The sequence below is a fragment of the Pseudomonas sp. PME37.24/025 genome (assembly GCF_055556615.1).
Genome location: NZ_JBVHNK010000011.1, coordinates 68,666 through 86,573 on the forward strand (window position 1 = coordinate 68,666; position 17,908 = coordinate 86,573).

The 17,908-nt window shown below is 59.0% G+C and carries 16 protein-coding genes; 7 read left to right on the forward strand and 9 right to left on the reverse strand.

The window, feature by feature from the left end; translation table 11 throughout:
- Nucleotides 1-10 precede the first annotated feature (10 nt).
- The 3 genes from ACZ3HH_RS20250 to ACZ3HH_RS20260 form a co-directional block, all read right to left on the reverse strand.
- The gene (locus ACZ3HH_RS20250) at nt 11-2,044 is read right to left on the reverse strand and encodes an ABC transporter permease subunit (RefSeq protein ID WP_465807427.1); all 2,034 of its coding nucleotides are present in this window, start codon (nt 2,042-2,044) and stop codon (nt 11-13) included.
- 418 nt (nt 2,045-2,462) lie between these two features.
- The gene (locus ACZ3HH_RS20255; protein WP_465807063.1) at nt 2,463-3,461 is read right to left on the reverse strand and encodes a phosphate ABC transporter substrate-binding protein PstS; all 999 of its coding nucleotides are present in this window, start codon (nt 3,459-3,461) and stop codon (nt 2,463-2,465) included.
- Between the two features lie 238 nt (nt 3,462-3,699).
- Complete coding sequence (locus ACZ3HH_RS20260; RefSeq protein WP_465807065.1) at nt 3,700-4,998, reverse strand: MFS transporter; 1,299 nt, start codon at nt 4,996-4,998, stop codon at nt 3,700-3,702.
- A gap of 523 nt (nt 4,999-5,521) precedes the next feature.
- Here ACZ3HH_RS20260 and ACZ3HH_RS20265 point away from each other — a divergent pair.
- Entirely contained in the window at nt 5,522-5,926 is a 405-nt protein-coding gene (locus tag ACZ3HH_RS20265) for an acyl-CoA thioesterase (RefSeq protein ID WP_007896491.1), read from the forward strand.
- Nucleotides 5,927-6,011: 85 nt separating this feature from the next.
- The gene (locus ACZ3HH_RS20270; protein WP_465807068.1) at nt 6,012-6,911 is read left to right on the forward strand and encodes a D-hexose-6-phosphate mutarotase; all 900 of its coding nucleotides are present in this window, start codon (nt 6,012-6,014) and stop codon (nt 6,909-6,911) included.
- 88 nt (nt 6,912-6,999) lie between these two features.
- Here ACZ3HH_RS20270 and ACZ3HH_RS20275 read toward each other — a convergent pair whose 3' ends face one another.
- The 4 genes from ACZ3HH_RS20275 to purE form a co-directional block, all read right to left on the reverse strand.
- Nucleotides 7,000-7,536, reverse strand: a complete 537-nt coding sequence (locus ACZ3HH_RS20275) for a DUF3299 domain-containing protein (protein WP_465807070.1) — start codon at nt 7,534-7,536, stop codon at nt 7,000-7,002.
- Between the two features lie 97 nt (nt 7,537-7,633).
- Nucleotides 7,634-7,879 (reverse strand): GlsB/YeaQ/YmgE family stress response membrane protein, encoded by a 246-nt coding sequence (locus ACZ3HH_RS20280; protein ID WP_027926291.1) that lies wholly within the window; start codon nt 7,877-7,879, stop codon nt 7,634-7,636.
- Nucleotides 7,880-7,986: 107 nt separating this feature from the next.
- The gene (locus ACZ3HH_RS20285) at nt 7,987-9,069 is read right to left on the reverse strand and encodes a 5-(carboxyamino)imidazole ribonucleotide synthase (protein WP_465807072.1); all 1,083 of its coding nucleotides are present in this window, start codon (nt 9,067-9,069) and stop codon (nt 7,987-7,989) included.
- 11 nt (nt 9,070-9,080) lie between these two features.
- Nucleotides 9,081-9,572, reverse strand: coding sequence for a 5-(carboxyamino)imidazole ribonucleotide mutase (purE, locus tag ACZ3HH_RS20290; protein ID WP_003196369.1), 492 nt, complete (start codon nt 9,570-9,572; stop codon nt 9,081-9,083).
- Between the two features lie 415 nt (nt 9,573-9,987).
- Here purE and ACZ3HH_RS20295 point away from each other — a divergent pair, with 415 nt between their 5' ends.
- Nucleotides 9,988-10,704, forward strand: a complete 717-nt coding sequence (locus ACZ3HH_RS20295; RefSeq protein WP_465807075.1) for a hypothetical protein — start codon at nt 9,988-9,990, stop codon at nt 10,702-10,704.
- Between the two features lie 39 nt (nt 10,705-10,743).
- Here ACZ3HH_RS20295 and ACZ3HH_RS20300 read toward each other — a convergent pair whose 3' ends face one another.
- Nucleotides 10,744-11,652, reverse strand: a complete 909-nt coding sequence (locus ACZ3HH_RS20300) for a LysR substrate-binding domain-containing protein (RefSeq protein WP_465807077.1) — start codon at nt 11,650-11,652, stop codon at nt 10,744-10,746.
- 180 nt (nt 11,653-11,832) lie between these two features.
- On the opposite strand from ACZ3HH_RS20300, the gene aspA reads away from it, so the two are divergent.
- The 4 genes from aspA (at nt 11,833) to ACZ3HH_RS20320 (ending at nt 17,634) form a co-directional block, all read left to right on the forward strand.
- On the forward strand, nt 11,833-13,257 hold the full coding sequence (gene aspA / locus ACZ3HH_RS20305) for an aspartate ammonia-lyase (RefSeq protein WP_367373617.1): 1,425 nt from the start codon (nt 11,833-11,835) through the stop codon (nt 13,255-13,257).
- A gap of 492 nt (nt 13,258-13,749) precedes the next feature.
- Entirely contained in the window at nt 13,750-15,201 is a 1,452-nt protein-coding gene (locus tag ACZ3HH_RS20310) for an alanine/glycine:cation symporter family protein (RefSeq protein WP_465807079.1), read from the forward strand.
- Nucleotides 15,202-15,406: 205 nt separating this feature from the next.
- A complete protein-coding gene (locus tag ACZ3HH_RS20315) occupies nt 15,407-16,411 on the forward strand; it encodes an asparaginase (RefSeq protein ID WP_465807081.1) in 1,005 nt (334 codons plus the stop codon).
- A 230-nt stretch (nt 16,412-16,641) separates the two neighbouring features.
- Nucleotides 16,642-17,634, forward strand: a complete 993-nt coding sequence (locus ACZ3HH_RS20320; protein ID WP_465807083.1) for an AraC family transcriptional regulator — start codon at nt 16,642-16,644, stop codon at nt 17,632-17,634.
- On the opposite strand, the gene ACZ3HH_RS20325 is transcribed toward ACZ3HH_RS20320, so the two are convergent.
- Complete coding sequence (locus ACZ3HH_RS20325) at nt 17,624-17,887, reverse strand: hypothetical protein (protein ID WP_465807085.1); 264 nt, start codon at nt 17,885-17,887, stop codon at nt 17,624-17,626. The two genes, ACZ3HH_RS20320 and ACZ3HH_RS20325, sit on opposite strands and share 11 nt — an antisense overlap.
- Nucleotides 17,888-17,908: the final 21 nt, after the last annotated feature.

Below are 17,908 nucleotides of genomic sequence, written 5' to 3' on the forward strand. Positions count from 1 at the left end.
TCTACCTTTGTTAAAGCGACGAGTATTTCTTGCGCAGACGCTGACGAATCAGTTCCGCGAGGGTGTTCATGATGAAGGTGAACAACAGCAGCACCAGCGCCGAGAGGAACAGCACGCGGTAGTGGCTGCCGCCGACTTCCGATTCGGGCATTTCCACCGCGACGTTGGCCGCCAGGGTGCGCAGGCCTTCGAACAGGTTCATTTCCATGACCGGGGTGTTACCGGTGGCCATCAGCACGATCATGGTTTCACCGACCGCACGGCCCATGCCGATCATCAGCGCGGAGAAAATGCCCGGGCTGGCGGTGAGGATCACCACGCGGGTCATGGTCTGCCACGGCGTGGCGCCGAGGGCCAGGGAGCCCAGGGTCAGGCCGCGAGGCACGCTGAACACGGCGTCTTCGGCGATGGAATAGATGTTCGGAATCACCGCGAAGCCCATGGCCAGACCGACTACCAGAGCGTTGCGCTGGTCGTAGGTAATCCCTAAGTCGTGGGAGATCCACATGCGCATGTCGCCGCCGAAGAACCAGGTTTCCATGTACGGACTCATGTACAGCGACAACCAGCCCACAAACAGAATCACCGGGATCAGGATCGCGCTTTCCCAGCCTTCCGGCACTTTCAGGCGGATCGATTCAGGCAAGCGGCTGAAGGTGAAACCCGCCACCAGAATGCCGATCGGCAGGAGCATCAGCAGGCTGAAGATGCCGGGCAAATGCCCTTCCACATAAGGTGCGAGGAACAGGCCGGCGAAGAAGCCGAGGATCACCGTCGGCATCGCTTCCATCAGCTCGATCACCGGCTTGACCTTGCGACGCATGCCCGGAGCCATGAAGTACGCGGTGTAGATCGCAGCGGCGACGGCCAGTGGCGCGGCCAGCAGCATCGCGTAGAACGCAGCTTTCAGGGTACCGAAGGTCAGCGGCGAGAGGCTCAGCTTGGGTTCGAAGTCGGTGTTGGCCGCGGTCGATTGCCAGACGTATTTAGGCTCGTCGTAGTTCTCGTACCAGACCTTGCTCCACAACGCGCTCCATGAAACTTCCGGGTGCGGGTTGTCGAGCAGCAACGGTTGCAGCTTGCCACCCTGCTCCACAATCACGCGGTTGGCCCGTGGCGACAGACCGAACAGGCCTTGGCCGTCGACCACCTGGTCTACCAACAAAGTGCGGTGAGCGGTGCTATGGAACACGCCGAGCTTGCCAGACGCGTCGAGGGCAACGAAGCCTTTGCGACGTTCTTCGGCGGTGATTTCAACGATCGGCGCAGTGCCCATCTGGAAGGTACGAATCTGCTTCAGACGCAGCTCGCCATCCGGGTCGCGGGCCATGAACCACTGGGCGAGGCCACCCTTGGAGTTGCCGATGATCAGCGAGATGCCGCCCAGCAATTGGGTGCTGGCGGTCACTTCGGCATTACCGTCTTCAAGCAACTTGTAGCGCCCGTTGAGGCTCTTGTCGCGCAGGCTGAAAACATCGGCCTGAGCGCGACCGTTGACCACGTATAGCCACTGCTGACGCGGGTCGACGAAAATGTTCTTCACCGGCTCGGTCATTTGCGGCAGTTCGATGCGCTTCTGCTCGTTGGTGACTTCGCCGGTCATCATGTTTTCTTCGCTGGTCAGCGACATGACATGCAGCTGCGCACCGGTGGAGCCGGCCAGCATCAGTGTCGAATCGGTAGCGTTGAGGCTGACGTGCTCCAGAGCACCGCCCGCCTCGTTCAGCGCGACCGGCGTTTCGCCATACGGGTACTCGATGGCCGGCGAGATGGTTTTCTTGCCTTCCGGGTAGCTGACTTTATACGTGTGACGGAACACCAGCGCCTGGCCGTTGGACAGGCCCACCGCCACCAATGGATGGCCGGGCTGATCTTCACCAATGGAGGTCACGCTGGTGCCGGCCGGAATCGGCAGGTCGACGCGGCGCAGTTCAGCGCCAGTGTCGATATCAAAGAACAAGGCCTGGCCCTTGTCGGAAACCCGCATGGCGACCTGGTTCTGCTCTTCGAGGGAGATCATCAGCGGCTTGCCGGCGTCTTGCATCCAGGCGGGCGTGATGGCGTCTTTGGCGGTCAGGTCGGCCCCCTGGAACAGCGGCGCGACGACGTAACCGAGGAAGAAAAAGATCAGGGTGATTGCGCCAAGAACGGCGAGGCCGCCGACGAGGACGTACCAGCGGGTCAGGCGATCTTTCAGCGCACGAATGCGGCGCTTGCGTTGCAGCTCAGGCGTATTGAAGTCAATTCGCTTGGGGGGATTTGTAGTCATGGTGGAGTTGGCCAGATCATTCATTCGCACACCCTAGCGATCCTGTATGACAGAAAGATGACAATGCAGTGACGCAACAAATCCGCCGCCGGTGGGAACTGGCAGTGGATCGGAAATTTGGGGGGGTGTAGGAGCTGTCGAGGGAACCGAGGCAGCTCCTACACAGGTCCGGGTTTAGCCCGGACCTAGGGTTTTACTTTTTTACTACGTTGTTGCCTTCTTGCAGACCCAGGTCAGCCAGTGCTTTTGCAGCAACCTTGGCTGGCAGCGGGATGTAGCCGTCTTTCACAACCACTTCCTGACCCTGTTTGGACAGAATCAGTTTCACGAACTCGGCTTCCAGCGGGGCCAGAGGCTTGTTCGGGGCCTTGTTGACGTATACGTAGAGGAAACGCGACAGAGGATACTTGCCATTCAGGGCGTTCTCTTCGGTGTCTTCGATGAACTCAGTGGTGCCTTTCTTGGCCAGGGCCACGGTTTTCACGCTGGCGGTCTTGTAGCCGATGCCCGAGTAACCAACACCGTTCAGCGAGGAGCTGATCGACTGCACGACCGAAGCCGAGCCTGGTTGTTCGTTCACGTTTGGCTTGTAGTCGCCTTTGCACAGGGCTTCTTCTTTGAAGTAGCCATAAGTGCCGGATACCGAGTTACGACCGAACAGTTGCACTGGCTTGTTGGCCAGGTCGCCGGTCACACCCAGGTCGCCCCAGGTTTTCACGTCAGCTTTGGCGCCGCACAGACGCGTCGAGGAGAAGATCGCGTCGACTTGTTCCATGGTCAGGTGCTGGATCGGGTTGTCTTTGTGTACGAAGACAGCCAGGGCGTCTACGGCAACCGGGATAGCGGTTGGCTTGTAGCCGTACTTCTGCTCGAAGGCAGCCAGTTCGGTGTCCTTCATCTTGCGGCTCATCGGGCCCAGGTTAGAGGTGCCTTCAGTCAGCGCAGGTGGCGCAGTGGCGGAGCCAGCGGCCTGAATCTGGATGTTTACGTTCGGGTATTCTTTTTTGTAGTTCTCAGCCCACAGGGTCATGAGGTTGGCCAGGGTATCGGAGCCGACGCTGGACAGGTTGCCCGACACACCAGTGGTCTTGGTGTAGCTCGGGATCGACGGGTCAACAGCGGCGAACGCGTTGGCAGTCGCAACGCCAGCAGCGACAAAAGTCATTGCCGCCATCAAACGCTTCAGTTTCATGCCTTACTCCTAGCAGATAGGTGTGTTAAGTCGGGGCCAAGTATCAGCAGGCCGTGTGAACACTCTATGGCTGAAATATGACAATTGGATGAAAGGCCAGCATTTGGGTTTTACAAAATGGTTCGCGTCGACTTCATCGCGGGCAAGCCCGCTCCCACAGGTTCTGTGTTCTCCGCAGACTCCTGTGGGAGCGGGCTTGCCCGCGATGGGGCCAATGCACTCGCTGAAAGACGTCGCCTTAACGTCCCTTCTTCCAGAGGTACGCACCCACCAGAATCCCGACACCACAAATGATCGCCACATAATAGGCAGGCCCCATCGGGCTTTCCTTCAGCAGCAACGTCACCACCATCGGCGTCAGGCCACCGAAAATCGCGTAAGCCAGGTTGTAGGAAAACGACAACCCGCTGAACCGCACCACTGCCGGGAAAGCTTTGACCATCACATACGGCACCGCACCGATGGTCCCGACCAGCAGACCGGTCAGGGCATACATCGGGAACAGCCACTCGGGATGGTTGAACAGGCTGTGATAGAACGTCCACGAACTGATCAGCAGCGCGGCGCTACCGAACACGAACACCCGGCCAGCGCCGAAGCGGTCAGCCAGAGCACCAGAGGCCACACAGCCCAGGCTCAGGAACACGATGGCCAGGCTGTTGGCCTGCAATGCGGTAGTCGGCGCGAAGTGGTAGACGGTCTGCAGCACGGTCGGCGTCATGAGAATGATCACGATGATGCCGGCGGACAGCAGCCAGGTCAGCAGCATGGAAATCAGAATCGCACCGCGATGGTCACGTAACACGGCACGCAACGGCACTTCCTCGGCCAGGGCCTTGCGCAATTGCAGCTCGGCGAACACCGGTGTTTCGTGGAGCCAGCGGCGCAGATAGACCGAGAACAGACCGAACACGCCGCCCAGCAGGAACGGGATTCGCCAAGCGTAATCCGACACTTCCACCGGCGTGTAAACACTGTTGATCGCAGTGGCGACCAGCGAGCCCAAAAGGATACCGGCAGTCAGACCGCTGGTCAGCGTGCCGCAGGCATAACCGATGTGCCGCTGCGGCACGTGTTCGGAAACGAATACCCAGGCTCCTGGCACTTCACCGCCAATCGCCGCACCCTGGATCACCCGCATCAGCAGCAACAGGATCGGCGCCCACATCCCTATCTGCGCATAAGTCGGCAGCAAGCCCATGATCAGGGTCGGCACTGCCATCATGAAAATGCTCAAGGTGAACATCTTCTTGCGTCCCAGCAGATCACCGAAGTGCGCCATGACGATGCCGCCCAGCGGCCGCGCCAGGTAGCCGGCGGCGAAGATGCCGAACGTCTGCATCAGCCGCAGCCACTCGGGCATGTCAGCGGGGAAGAACAGTTTGCCGACCACCGTGGCAAAGAACACAAAGATGATGAAGTCGTAAAACTCCAGCGCGCCGCCCAGGGCAGACAGCGATAACGTCTTATAGTCGTTGCGGGTCAGCGGACGTGCGGGTTGGGTGGGCTGCGCGATGCTCGAGGGCGCTGTGGTCATGGCAAGGGCTTCTCTTATAGTCGGATCTGCAACCTCAACAACGCTGGCAGAGGCTTGGGCAGGTTCGGCACGATAGCAAATTGTTCGAAAAAGCACATAGAGGCGCGTATTTGACGGTCAAAATGAGAACCGGACGGTCGTCTCGGAGTCTACCGATCGATATACTCGTAACATTGCAACGGCTTGTAAGGGGTTGCTGTGCGAAACCGTCGTTGGCACCTGTCAGCCGATTTCGCAGAGTTTCCCTTTAGGCGCCTTACGAAAAACGTGACGAACGTAGTATGTTCGGGGCTGAATCGTTTTTCCAAGGCTCCAGTGCGCAAAGTCGCCGAGCGAAGGTCAGGCAAGGCAAAAACAGGCGAGGACCGGCTGGGGTCGCACCCGACTTTACTGCTGTAAATGAGCGTCCGAGCCTGTTTTTAACGCAGCATGACCGAGCGCAGGCACTTTGCGCGCGGAGCCGTAAGACGGCTATTCAACCTGAAGTACAAATGAAGAGTCACGGGTCAGAGGCACCCCCGGCATGATAGAGCTCGAACAAGAAGATCCAATCCCGCAAGGCGACCTGGCCCTGCAAATCACCGCGCTTCCGCGCGAAACCAATGGCTTTGGCGATATTTTCGGCGGCTGGCTGGTGGCGCAGATGGATTTGGCCGGTACCGCTATGGCCAGCAAGGTTGCCGGTGGTCGCGTAGCCACCGTGGCGATCGATCGCATGGCGTTCCTGGTGCCGGTGGCGGTGGGTGCTCAACTGTCCTTTTATACCCAGGCCCTGGAAATCGGCCGCAGCTCGATTCAGATGATGGTCGAAGTCTGGAGCGACGATCCACTGTCCAGCGAATGGCGTAAAGTGACCGAAGCAGTCTTCGTGTTCGTCGCCATCGACGGCAGCGGCCGCACTCGCTCGGTTCCGCCTCGAGCTCGTTAAACCAGAGCTCGTAAAAACGGTGCGTTAAACACGGCGACCGTTTTGCGGTCCATTGCAGTCATTGTTCCTGATCGAGAGTTGCCCCATGAGCACGCCCAACGTTGAAGCCGTGAAACTGGATGAACTGAACTGCTGGCGCATCCGCCACGGTCAGGCCGAATTGCTGGTGGCCCAGCAAGGCGCGCACATCCTCAGTTATCAATTGGCTGGCGAACAGCCGCTGATCTGGCTCAATGACGAGGCGGTGTTCAAGGCCGGCAAAAGCATCCGCGCCGGTGTGCCGGTGTGCTGGCCATGGTTCGGCAATCTGTCGCGCAACCCGCAGAGTGTCCAGGCCATGCGCGTCAGCCAGGAACCGCCGACCGCCCATGGCCTGGTGCGGGCGATGGACTGGGAACTGGGTGGCATCGAAACCGAGGGCGAAAGCCTGAAGGTGGAATTCGTCCTGCCCTACCCCGAAGACGGTCTGCCAGGATGGCCGCATCAGGTGGACTTGAAACTGAGCATTCGTCTGGATGAGCAGTTGCATATCAGCCTGACGAGCGAAAACAAGGGCGCCGAACACGTCACGATCAGCCAGGCATTGCACAGCTATTTCGCGGTCAGCGATGTGCGCAATGTGCACGTTGAAGGGCTGGATGGCTTGAGCTATATCGAAACCCTGGACGACTGGAAAACCGTCACCCAGACCGGTGACCTGCGTTTTACCGGCGAGACCGACCGCATCTATCTCAATACACCGCCGAAGCTGAGCATCGTTGACCCGCACTGGGAACGACGCATCAAACTGACCAGCAGCGGTTCGCGCTCTGCGGTGATCTGGAACCCCTGGATCGACCGCGCCGCAGCGTTCAGCGACATGGCCGACGATGGCTGGCAGCGCATGCTATGCATTGAAACGGCGAATGTGATGGGCGATGTGGTGACGCTGGCACCGGGGGCGAGTCATACCCTGGGCGTGAGCATCGCCAGCAAACCGCTTTAAGATCAAAAGATCGCAGCCTTCGGCAGCTCCTACATAGATCGGCGTAGGAGCTGCCGAAGGCTGCGATCTTTTTTTGCGGTATACGCGATTACAAATCCGACTCTTTAACCACCCGCACCTGCGCCGCATCCAGCGCATAAGCCGCGTCCGCCAGATCGTTGTTGACCGTCTCGATCTTCAACGTGCCCGTCACCCACAGCGGCGTGTAGATGTCATTCAGCTTCAAGCCTTTTGGATAACGCACCAGCACCAACTGGTTAGGTGGAGGTGGCGGCACGTGGATGCAAGCGCCCGGGTACGGCACGAGAAAGAACAACGTGCTGCGGCCCTTGGCGTCGGATTCCAGCGGTACCGGATAACCACCGATGCGGATGTGTTTGTCGTTCATCGACGACACGGTTTTGGTCGAGTACATCACCGCCGGCAAGCCCTTGCTCTGCTTCATGCCACCCTTTTGGGTAAAGGTGCCGTTGGCTTCCGGGGAGTTGTGATCGATTTCGGGCATGGCCTCGAGGGCTTTCTGGTCCGACTTGGGCATCAGTTCGAGCCAGTCGGTTTCCGGCAGTTCGCCGGCATGGGCCAAACCACTGCCCAGGAAGAGAAGAGTCAACAGAAGACGGCGCATGAAAGTGCTCGGCAAAGGATAGGACAATGTGACGATGGCAACGCCGAGCATTCTAGCCCTCTCCAGCGAGGACGCAGAGAGGGCTTTGTCGCTTCAATCAGTTCTTTTTGATCAGGCCGTAAATCACCAGCAATACCACCGCGCCCACCAGCGCACCGATGAAACCTGCGCCTTCGCCGGCGTGGTAAATGCCCAGGGCCTGGCCGCCATAAGTAGCCGCCAGCGAACCGCCGATACCGAGCAGGATGGTCATGATCCAGCCCATGCTGTCATCGCCCGGTTTCAAAAACCGAGCCAGCAGGCCGACGATCAAGCCGATAAAGATGGTTCCGATAATTCCCATGGCATTTCCCTCTGAATGATTTGGATATGCCCAAAGCCTAGACAGACTTTGGCATCCTGCCATCAGAGAACGGCGGCCCCTGAAGGTTCCGCCGCTGCCACATGAAACTATTCGGCGATGAGCGCTTCGACCTTGAGGATCTGCGCAGCCAACGTCTCACGGTCTGCACAGCGCAGATTGGCGTGACCGACCTTGCGGCCGACCTTGAAAGCCTTGCCGTAGTGATGCAAATGGCAGTCGTCGATCGCGATCACTTTTTCTACTGGCGGCACGACACCGATGAAGTTGAGCATCGCGCTCTCGCCGACCTTGGCAGTCGAACCCAGCGGCAAACCGGCGACGGCCCGCAGGTGGTTTTCGAACTGGCTGCACTCGGCGCCTTCGGTGGTCCAGTGCCCGGAGTTGTGCACGCGCGGGGCGATTTCATTGGCCTTGAGGCCGCCGTCGACTTCGAAGAACTCGAACGCCATCACGCCCACGTACTCCAGCTGCTTGAGTACGCGGCTGGAGTAATCTTCAGCCAACGCTTGCAGCGGGTGATCGGTGCTGGCCACGGACAGCTTGAGAATGCCGCTGTCGTGGGTGTTGTGAACCAGTGGATAGAACTTGGTTTCGCCATCGCGAGCACGCACAGCAATCAGCGAGACTTCGCCAGTGAATGGCACGAAGCCTTCCAGCAGGCAGGCGACGCTGCCCAGCTCGGCGAAAGTGCCGACCACGTCTTCAGGCTTGCGCAGGACTTTCTGGCCCTTGCCGTCGTAACCCAGGGTGCGGGTTTTCAGCACGGCAGGCAGACCGATCGAAGCCACGGCGGCGTCCAGGTCGGCTTGCGATTGAATGTCAGCGAAGGCCGGGGTTGGAATCCCCAGGTCCTTGAACATGCTCTTTTCGAACCAGCGATCGCGAGCGATGCGCAGTGCTTCGGCGCTCGGGTACACCGGGACGAATTGCGACAGGAAGGCCACGGTTTCGGCCGGGACGCTTTCGAACTCGAAGGTCACCAGATCGACTTCATCGGCCAACTGACGCAGGTGGTCCTGATCGCCGTAATCGGCCCGAAGGTGTTCGCCCAACGCGGCTGCGCAAGCATCCGGCGCCGGATCGAGGAAAGCGAAACTCATGCCCAGCGGAGTGCCCGCCAGCGCCAACATGCGACCCAACTGGCCGCCACCGATTACACCGATTTTCATCGTCAACAACCTCAGGCGATGCGTGGGTCTGGATTGTCCAGGACGCTGTCTGTCTGCTCAGCGCGGAATTTCTTCAACACGGTATGAAATTGCGGATGCTTGGCGCCCAGGATGCTCGCCGAGAGCAGCGCTGCGTTGATCGCGCCGGCCTTGCCGATGGCCAGGGTGGCGACCGGAATGCCTGCAGGCATCTGCACAATAGACAGCAGTGAATCGACGCCCGAGAGCATCGACGACTGCACCGGCACGCCCAGCACTGGCAGGTGGGTCTTGGCCGCACACATGCCTGGTAGATGGGCCGCGCCACCGGCACCGGCGATGATCACCTCGATGCCACGGGCCTCGGCCTCTTCGGCATACTGGAACAGCAGGTCCGGGGTGCGGTGGGCAGAGACCACTTTCACCTCGTAAGGGATGCCGAGCTTTTCCAGCATATCGGCGGTGTGGCTAAGGGTGGACCAATCGGACTTGGAGCCCATGATCACGCCAACCAGTGCGCTCATCGTCGTGCCTCTTCTCTCTGGGCGCCCGCAGGCGCGTCAAAAAACAACAAGCCACGCGGGAAATCCGGCGTGGCTTGATTGTACGAATTTAAGGCCGGGCGAACCGGCCGAAGGCCGCGCAGTATACCTCAATGAAGCAGATAAACAGCCCCTGTGACGACCATCTGTCATACGCCGCAAAACGGTGATTTTACTGACTCAAAAGTCAGGCGCTTTCGGTTGCTTCTCAGCTGGCAGGCAACAGCAACGAGCTGATAAAAACCAACTAATAAAAACCGCAATTTGAATATTCCAGAAAAAACATGCAACAAAAACAGAACAGCTAAAAAAACAGAACCTGTATATACATAATACATATCTACGCAGCACCAGCTAACTAAATTATCAATAAGCACCGCACGATAAAAGAACATACATGTTCAAAACTATTATCGATGATGTCTATTCGCGAGAACTAACCATGCACCTCTTATTAAAAATATTTATACTTGCCATCACATTGGCAATCAACATCAGCGCTCACGCACTAAATAATCCAGATGGGCTTAAAGATGACCCCGTAAACCCTATTCGTCTCTACGCCATCTTCCACGATGACGTACCGACCTCGAAGCGAACCTCCGCACTTGTTGAACATATCCGTCCTTTCACTATTGAATTCGAAAAAATCACCGGCCGAAAAATCCATGTGATCCCCGATCAAGATCGGCCGCCCTATACGAACTTCAACTACAAGTCCAACGACCACAAAAAAATGTTTGATGATTGGCGCAAACTGGCATGGGATTATAAAAAAGAACGACATGACAGCAATGAGTTTAGCTCTTCCCGCAATGACCGGGTTCTCCTGATCACCAATGACTTTATCAGCGGCGGCCCAATCTTCGGAGGAACAGGAGGTTATGCCGCCTCACCTGGATATGCCGCCATTGCTTCGCTTGATTACAAGCAGATCATTGGGCATGAATTGGGTCATACATTCAATGCTGTCCACGAAGAAGGCGAAGTGCATTATAACGGTTGGTGGTGTGAGACCTTTATGTTCACAGCGCTGCCACTCAGGTCGAATTGCTTTGTGTTCAGTGAAGAAAACAGAAAGCGCATAAAGGCCTATGTCGACAGTCGGTACTGACCCTGTCGCAGGTGTGGGCGCCCGCACCTGCGGCGCCCTTCATGCTCCAGCCGCCGCCCCACCCTCAAGTTTGCGCCAGAGCAACCGCACATTGGCCTTGCGCACCAACGCGCAGCGATACAATCGGATCTCCAACGGCACATGCCATTGCGGGCCGCCGCAGACTACCAATTCACCGCGCGCCAACTCGGCGCGCACGCTCAGTTGCGGCACCCAGGCGATGCCCAGGCCTTCCAGAGCCATGCTTTTCAGGCTGTCGGCCATGGCGGTTTCATAAATGGTGGTGAATCGCAGCGCTCGCTGACGTAAAAGCAAATTCACAGAACGCCCGAGAAATGCCCCGGCGCTATAGGCCAGCAAAGGCACGCTGGTTTCGCCTTCCAGGTCGAACAACGGCTTGCCGTCGGCATCGGCCGCGCAGACCGGGAGCATTTCAGTGTCGCCCAGATGCAGTGACGGGAAAATCTCCGGGTCCATTTGCATCGCCGAGTCCGGGTCATAGAACGCCAGCATCACATCACATCCGCCTTCACGCAGCGCATGCACCGCATCGCCGACGTTGGTGGCCACCAGCCGCGTGGCTATATTCAATCCTTCGTTGCGCAATTGTGCGATCCAGCGCGGGAAAAAACCCAGTGCCAGAGAGTGAGCGGCAGCGATTTGTATCACCTCGCCCTGCCCGCCTTCCAGGTGATGAAGATGGCGCAACACTTCACCCAATTGCTCGACCACAGTACGCGCAGTAACGAGAAACAGCTGACCCGCCGCTGTCAACTCGACGGGTGTGCGGGAGCGATTGACCAGTGTCAGCCCCAGCGCGGCTTCGAGGCTGCGGATCCGCCGGCTGAATGCAGGCTGGGTCACGAAACGTCGTTCAGCCGCTTGGGAGAAGCTACGGGTGGCGGCCAGAGCACTGAAGTCTTCGAGCCATTTACTTTCCAGATTCATCACACCCTCCCGGACACGCACCAATTTAGGTCACACGCTCGCCATACACGCGGCGTCACACGGGCATTATGCCGAATGTGCATAGGCTAGTGTTTAACAGCATTGGCCCAAAATAGTTCACCAGCCTAGGATTTGCAGTGTTCCGGCACAGACCGGGTCCCTATCGAGATGATTTCTATCATGTCCTCCGCTGCATCTTTCCGCACAGAAAAAGACCTGCTTGGCGTACTCGAAGTACCTGCTCAAGCGTATTACGGTATCCAGACCCTGCGAGCGGTGAACAACTTCCGCCTCTCCGGCGTTCCGATTTCGCATTACCCAAAACTGGTTGTCGGTCTGGCGATGGTCAAACAGGCCGCCGCTGACGCCAACCGCGAGCTGGGTCACCTGAGCGACGCCAAGCACGCTGCCATCAGCGAAGCCTGTGCCCGATTGATCCGCGGTGATTTCCACGAAGAATTCGTGGTGGACATGATTCAAGGCGGCGCTGGCACTTCAACCAACATGAATGCCAACGAAGTCATCGCCAACATCGCGCTGGAGGCCATGGGCCACAGCAAGGGCGAATATCAGTACCTGCATCCGAACAACGACGTGAACATGGCGCAGTCGACCAACGACGCCTACCCGACCGCGATCCGTCTGGGTCTGCTGCTGGGTCACGACGCGCTGCTGGCCAGCCTCGACAGCCTGATCCAGTCGTTCGCCGCCAAAGGTGAAGAATTCAGCCACGTTCTGAAGATGGGTCGTACCCAACTGCAAGACGCCGTGCCGATGACCCTGGGCCAGGAATTCCGCGCCTTCGCCACCACCCTGAGCGAAGACCTGGCGCGCCTGAAGACCCTGGCACCTGAGCTGCTGACTGAAGTGAACCTGGGCGGCACCGCGATCGGTACCGGCATCAACGCTGACCCGCGTTATCAAGCCCTGGCCGTTCAGCGTCTGGCAACGATCAGCGGTCAACCGCTGGTGCCGGCTGCCGACCTGATCGAGGCCACCTCCGACATGGGCGCCTTCGTGTTGTTCTCCGGCATGCTCAAGCGCACCGCAGTCAAGCTGTCGAAAATCTGCAACGACCTGCGCCTGCTGTCCAGCGGTCCACGCACCGGCATCAACGAAATCAACCTGCCAGCACGTCAGCCAGGCAGCTCGATCATGCCAGGCAAGGTCAACCCGGTTATCCCGGAGGCCGTGAACCAGGTGGCGTTCCAGATCATCGGCAACGACTTGGCCCTGACCATCGCTGCCGAAGGCGGCCAGCTGCAACTGAACGTGATGGAACCGCTGATCGCCTTCAAGATCTTCGACTCGATCCGCCTGCTGCAGCGCGCCATGGACATGCTGCGCGAGCACTGCATCGTCGGCATCACCGCCAACGAAGAGCGCTGCCGTGAACTGGTCGAACACTCGATCGGCCTGGTCACCGCGCTGAACCCGTACATCGGCTATGAAAACGCCACCCGCATTGCCCGTATCGCTCTTGAAAGCGGCCGCGGCGTGCTGGAACTGGTGCGTGAAGAAGGCTTGCTCGACGAAGAAATGCTCGCCGACATCCTGCGTCCGGAAAACATGATTGCTCCGCGTCTGGTGCCTCTGAAGGCTTAACCAAACGCCGGCTCTTCTAGTGAAGAGCCACGCTCACCAGGTCGAGGGACTAGACACCTCTCACCTTTTGAGGGCTTGGGGATTTCTTCCCTCAAGCCCTTTTTTTTACCCTTTCGCGGATTTTCCAAACATGAAGAATGTTTTAAGTGCCCCCAAGATCGCAGCCTTCGTCAGCTTCCACAGGGTTTGAGACCCTCTGTAGAAGCTGCCGAAGGCTGCAATTTTTTGATTTTGCAGCGCTCTCGTTTCGTCGCTTGCACCACAATCGTGCAGACGGACGGCACTCTCCTTATGTATAGTGCCGGCCCTCTTCGCGTGAGTGCTCGTCGTTAACGAGGCCCAAACCCATGCGAAACCCGAACTAATAACAATCCCGCGATATGGAACCGGAACGAACGTCGATCCACCTGCTGAGCCACGCGCAAGCGGGTGTAACGCAATATGTCGGACCATCCAGCATCTGCACCCACAAAAAACAGCGAGGAAAAATCCATGCTCGAAGTCATCAACGACTTCCTCTCAGGGAAAGTACTGATCGTGCTCATTGTCGGGCTCGGTAGCTACTTCACGATCCGCTCGCGTTTCGTTCAGTTCCGCCATTTCTTTCACATGTTCGCGGTCTTCCGCGACAGCCTGAAAAGCAGTGCTGGCCAGCTCAGCTCATTCCAGGCCCTGATGCTCAGCCTCGCCGGCCGCGTCGGTGCGGGCAACATCGCCGGTGTCGGTATTGCCGTGACCCTTGGTGGCCCCGGTGCGGTGTTCTGGATGTGGGTGACCGCGCTGGTCGGCATGTCCAGCAGCTTCTTCGAATGCTCCCTCGGCCAGCTCTATAAGCGCTGCGACTCCGAAGGTCAGTTCCGTGGCGGCCCGTCCTTTTACATTCAGCACGGCCTGCAGAAACGCTGGCTGGGGATGATCATGGCGTTCCTGCTGCTGATCACCTTTGGCTTTGCCTTCAACGGCCTGCAAGCCCACGCCGTAACCCACTCGCTGAACAATGCCTTCGGCCTCGACACTACATACACCGGCCTTGGCCTGGCGGTATTGCTGGGTCTGGTGTTCATCGGCGGTATCAAGCGGATTGCCAAGGTCGCTGACCTGTTGGTACCGGTGAAAACCCTGGTGTACATCGGCGTGACCATCTACGTGATCGTGCTGCAGTTCGACCACGTTCCGGGCATGTTGATGACCATCGTCAAGAGCGCCTTCGGTCTGGACCAGGCGTTCGGCGGCCTGATCGGCAGCGCCATCGTCATGGGCGTGAAGCGCGGCGTGTTCGCCAACGAAGCAGGCCTGGGCAGTGCGCCGAACGTCGCCGCTGTGGCCTCGGTCGAGCATCCGGTTTCGCAAGGTGTGGTTCAGGCGTTCAGCGTGTTCCTCGACACCTTCGTGATCTGCACCTGCACCGCATTGCTGATCCTGCTGTCGGGCTTCTACACCCCGGGCTTCGAAGGCGACGGCATTGCCCTGACCCAGAACTCCCTGGCTGCCGTAGTCGGTGAGTGGGGTCGGATGTTCATCTCCGTGGCTCTGGCGCTGTTCGTATTCACCTCGATTCTCTACAACTACTATCTGGGCGAGAACAACCTGCGCTTCATGATCGGCGAAAACCGCAAGGCACTGATCGCCTATCGCGCGCTGGTACTGGTACTGATCTTCTGGGGTGCCATCGAAAACCTCAGCACGGTGTTCGCGTTCGCCGACATCACCATGACCCTGCTGGCGTTCGTGAACCTGATCGCGCTGTTCCTGCTGTTCAAGGTCGGCATGCGCATCCTGCGTGACTACGATGACCAGCGCGCTGCCGGCATCAAGACTCCAGTGTTCGATTCGAGCAAGTTCCCGGATCTGGACCTGGACCTGAAAGCCTGGCCAGCCAATCCGCCAGCCGCAGCCCCTCAGGCACAGCCTCAGTCGGAAGGCGTGACCGCAGCGCAACGCTGATCGGTAAAAAACCGGGCGCATCCCCTGCGCCCGGCGTGACACAGCTTGCGACCGGCGTCATGCTCGGTCGTATGTTGTGGCAGCTTTTTTGATGCTGCCGTTTTGGTTCGAACTTGAGACCACATCGATCGAGCGCGACCCCGGTCCATCGCGAGCAGGTCGAATCGTCGCACCGTCGCTCCCACATCGTTTTCGGAGAACCTCCATGAACCCTTCGACTTTTCCTGCCGCCCAGCACGTCATGGTGCTGTACACCGGTGGCACCATCGGCATGCAAGCCAGTGCTCACGGCCTGGCCCCGGCGTCCGGTTTCGAAGCGCGGATGCGTGAGTATCTGCACAGCCAACCCGAACTGGTGGTACCGCAGTGGCGCTTTCGCGAGATGTCGCCGCTGATCGACAGCGCCAACATGACGCCCGCCTACTGGCAGCAACTGCGTGAAGCGGTGGTCGATGCCGTTGATGTCCAGGGCTGCGACAGCGTGTTGATCCTGCACGGCACCGACACCCTGGCCTACAGCGCCGCGGCCATGAGCTTTCAATTGCTCGGTCTGCATGCCCGCGTGTGCTTCACCGGTTCGATGCTGCCGGCCGGCGTGACCGACAGCGATGCCTGGGAGAACCTCAGCGGTGCGTTGGTTGCTCTTGGCCAGGGCCTCGCACCGGGCGTTCATCTGTACTTCCACGGCGAACTGCTCGACCCGACCCGTTGCGCCAAGGTTCGCAGCTTCGGTCGTCATCCGTTCAAGCGGCTGGAGCGTCAGGGTGGCGGCGTGAAAGCGTCCTCGATACCTGAGCCGCTGAACTACAACCAGCCTAAACAGCTGGCGAAGGTCGCGGTGCTGCCGCTGTTCCCAGGCATCGGTGCCGATCAACTGGATGGCCTGCTCAACAGCGGTATTCAGGGTCTGGTGCTGGAATGTTATGGCAGTGGTACCGGGCCAAGCGACAACCCCGAGTTTCTCGCCAGCCTGGAACGGGCGCGAGATCAAGGTGTGGTGGTGGTCGCGGTGACGCAATGTCATGAAGGTGGCGTGCAGCTCGACGTGTACGAGGCAGGCAGCCGCTTGCGTGACGCCGGTGTGTTGTCCGGTGGCGGCATGACTCGCGAGGCAGCGTTTGGCAAGTTGCATGGGTTGCTGGGTGCAGGGCTTGAGACCACTGAAGTTCGGTGGCTGGTTGAACTCGATCTTTGCGGCGAACTGAGCTGACACAAACCTTGTGGGAGAGGGCTTTTGTGGTGAGGGGGCTTGCCCCCGTTGGAGTGCGAAGCACTCCCGAAGCCAGTAGGCGCGTTTTTCAGTTAATGCGCGTCACCCATTTACGGCTGCTTCGCAGCCGAACGGGGGCAAGCCCCCTCACCACAAAAGCCCGCTCCTACAGGATCGTTGTTGGGCATATAACTTGCTCGCCTCCAGCTACTTAACGGCTGGAACTACCCATGCTCCACTCCCACCTCACCACCCTCAACGCCGTCTCTCTGGTGCTCAACACCTTCAAGGCCGAAGGCCTGTCGAGCGATGCATTGCTGGCCGGCAGCGGCATCAGCGCGGCGGATCTGAGCCGGGCGGATACGCGTATTACCACCAACCAAGAGATGCGGGTTTGCGCCAACGCCGTCGCGTTACGCCACGATATCGGCCTGGAGTTGGGCCGGCGGATGCATGTCTCGTCCTATGGCATGCTCGGGTACGCCTTACTCACCAGCGCCACTTTAGGTGACGCCTTGCGACTGGCGCTGCACTATCCGGCGCTATTGGGAACACTGTTCGAGTTGAGCCTGGAAGAAGATGGCGAACGCATCTGGCTCACCGCCGGCGACTATCGGGAAAATCCGGCGCTGGCACCGTTCAATGTCGAGTTTTGCCTGGTCTCGATGAAAGTCACCTGCGAAGACCTGCTCGGCCACCCTCTGCCGCTGCTCGGCGCCCGCTTCGAACACCCGGCGCCGGACTATCAGGCGCGCTACGCCGAGCGTTTCGACTGCCCCTTGCAGTTCGATGCTGTGTCCAATGCCTTTGCCTTCGATAAACACTGGCTCGAACAACCCCTGCCTCTGGCCGACGCCATTACGCAGCAAGCCATGGCCGAGCGTTGCCGCAAGCAAAACACCGAATTCACCGGGCGTCAGGCCTGGCTCGGGCGTATCCGCCAACTACTCGCGGAGCAACTGAGCGCGGCGCCGGGCCTGGATGGGTTGGCCGAACAGCTGAACTGCTCGGCGCGCACGCTGCGTCGACATCTGAAGGACCTGGGTTGCAGCTATCAGGAACTGCTCGATGAGTTGCGCTTCGAGCAGGCCAAGCGAATGCTCTGCGAAGATCAATTGCCGATTTATCGAATTGCCGAGGCGTTGGGGTTCAGCGAGACCGCGAGCTTCCGCCATGCGTTTGTGCGCTGGAGTGGCGTGGCACCGAGTCAGTTCAGACCTTGAGGATTGCGGCGTCCTGAATGCCGTCATCGCGAGCAGGCTCGCTCCCACATTGGATCTTCAGAGAACCCCGTATTTGTGTGCGGCGCAAAACTACTGTGGGAGCGAGCCTGCTCGCGATGGCGTCTTCAAGTACGCCAAAAGCTTCGCGGGCAAGTCGGATCGCCGCACCGCTCGCTCCTACAGGGTCGGATGCATCATTCGAGGGCGCCGGCGTGCCATTAAGGGGCGAATTTCGGTCAATTTTTTTGGCCATATCGATCCCCTTTTGGCCTTT

Coding starts and splice junctions, on each gene's coding strand:
- ACZ3HH_RS20285 (WP_465807072.1), bottom strand. CDS start 9,069: ATGAAAATCGGTGTAATCGGTGGCGGCCAGTTGGGTCGCATGTTGGCG.
- ACZ3HH_RS20260 (WP_465807065.1), bottom strand. CDS start 4,998: ATGACCACAGCGCCCTCGAGCATCGCGCAGCCCACCCAACCCGCACGT.
- ACZ3HH_RS20275 (WP_465807070.1), bottom strand. CDS start 7,536: ATGCGCCGTCTTCTGTTGACTCTTCTCTTCCTGGGCAGTGGTTTGGCC.
- ACZ3HH_RS20255 (WP_465807063.1), bottom strand. CDS start 3,461: ATGAAACTGAAGCGTTTGATGGCGGCAATGACTTTTGTCGCTGCTGGC.
- aspA (WP_367373617.1), top strand. CDS start 11,833: ATGTCCTCCGCTGCATCTTTCCGCACAGAAAAAGACCTGCTTGGCGTA.
- ACZ3HH_RS20325 (WP_465807085.1), bottom strand. CDS start 17,887: ATGGCCAAAAAAATTGACCGAAATTCGCCCCTTAATGGCACGCCGGCG.
- ACZ3HH_RS20320 (WP_465807083.1), top strand. CDS start 16,642: ATGCTCCACTCCCACCTCACCACCCTCAACGCCGTCTCTCTGGTGCTC.
- ACZ3HH_RS20310 (WP_465807079.1), top strand. CDS start 13,750: ATGCTCGAAGTCATCAACGACTTCCTCTCAGGGAAAGTACTGATCGTG.
- ACZ3HH_RS20300 (WP_465807077.1), bottom strand. CDS start 11,652: ATGAATCTGGAAAGTAAATGGCTCGAAGACTTCAGTGCTCTGGCCGCC.
- ACZ3HH_RS20315 (WP_465807081.1), top strand. CDS start 15,407: ATGAACCCTTCGACTTTTCCTGCCGCCCAGCACGTCATGGTGCTGTAC.
- ACZ3HH_RS20265 (WP_007896491.1), top strand. CDS start 5,522: ATGATAGAGCTCGAACAAGAAGATCCAATCCCGCAAGGCGACCTGGCC.
- purE (WP_003196369.1), bottom strand. CDS start 9,572: ATGAGCGCACTGGTTGGCGTGATCATGGGCTCCAAGTCCGATTGGTCC.
- ACZ3HH_RS20295 (WP_465807075.1), top strand. CDS start 9,988: ATGTTCAAAACTATTATCGATGATGTCTATTCGCGAGAACTAACCATG.
- ACZ3HH_RS20270 (WP_465807068.1), top strand. CDS start 6,012: ATGAGCACGCCCAACGTTGAAGCCGTGAAACTGGATGAACTGAACTGC.
- ACZ3HH_RS20250 (WP_465807427.1), bottom strand. CDS start 2,044: ATGCAAGACGCCGGCAAGCCGCTGATGATCTCCCTCGAAGAGCAGAAC.
- ACZ3HH_RS20280 (WP_027926291.1), bottom strand. CDS start 7,879: ATGGGAATTATCGGAACCATCTTTATCGGCTTGATCGTCGGCCTGCTG.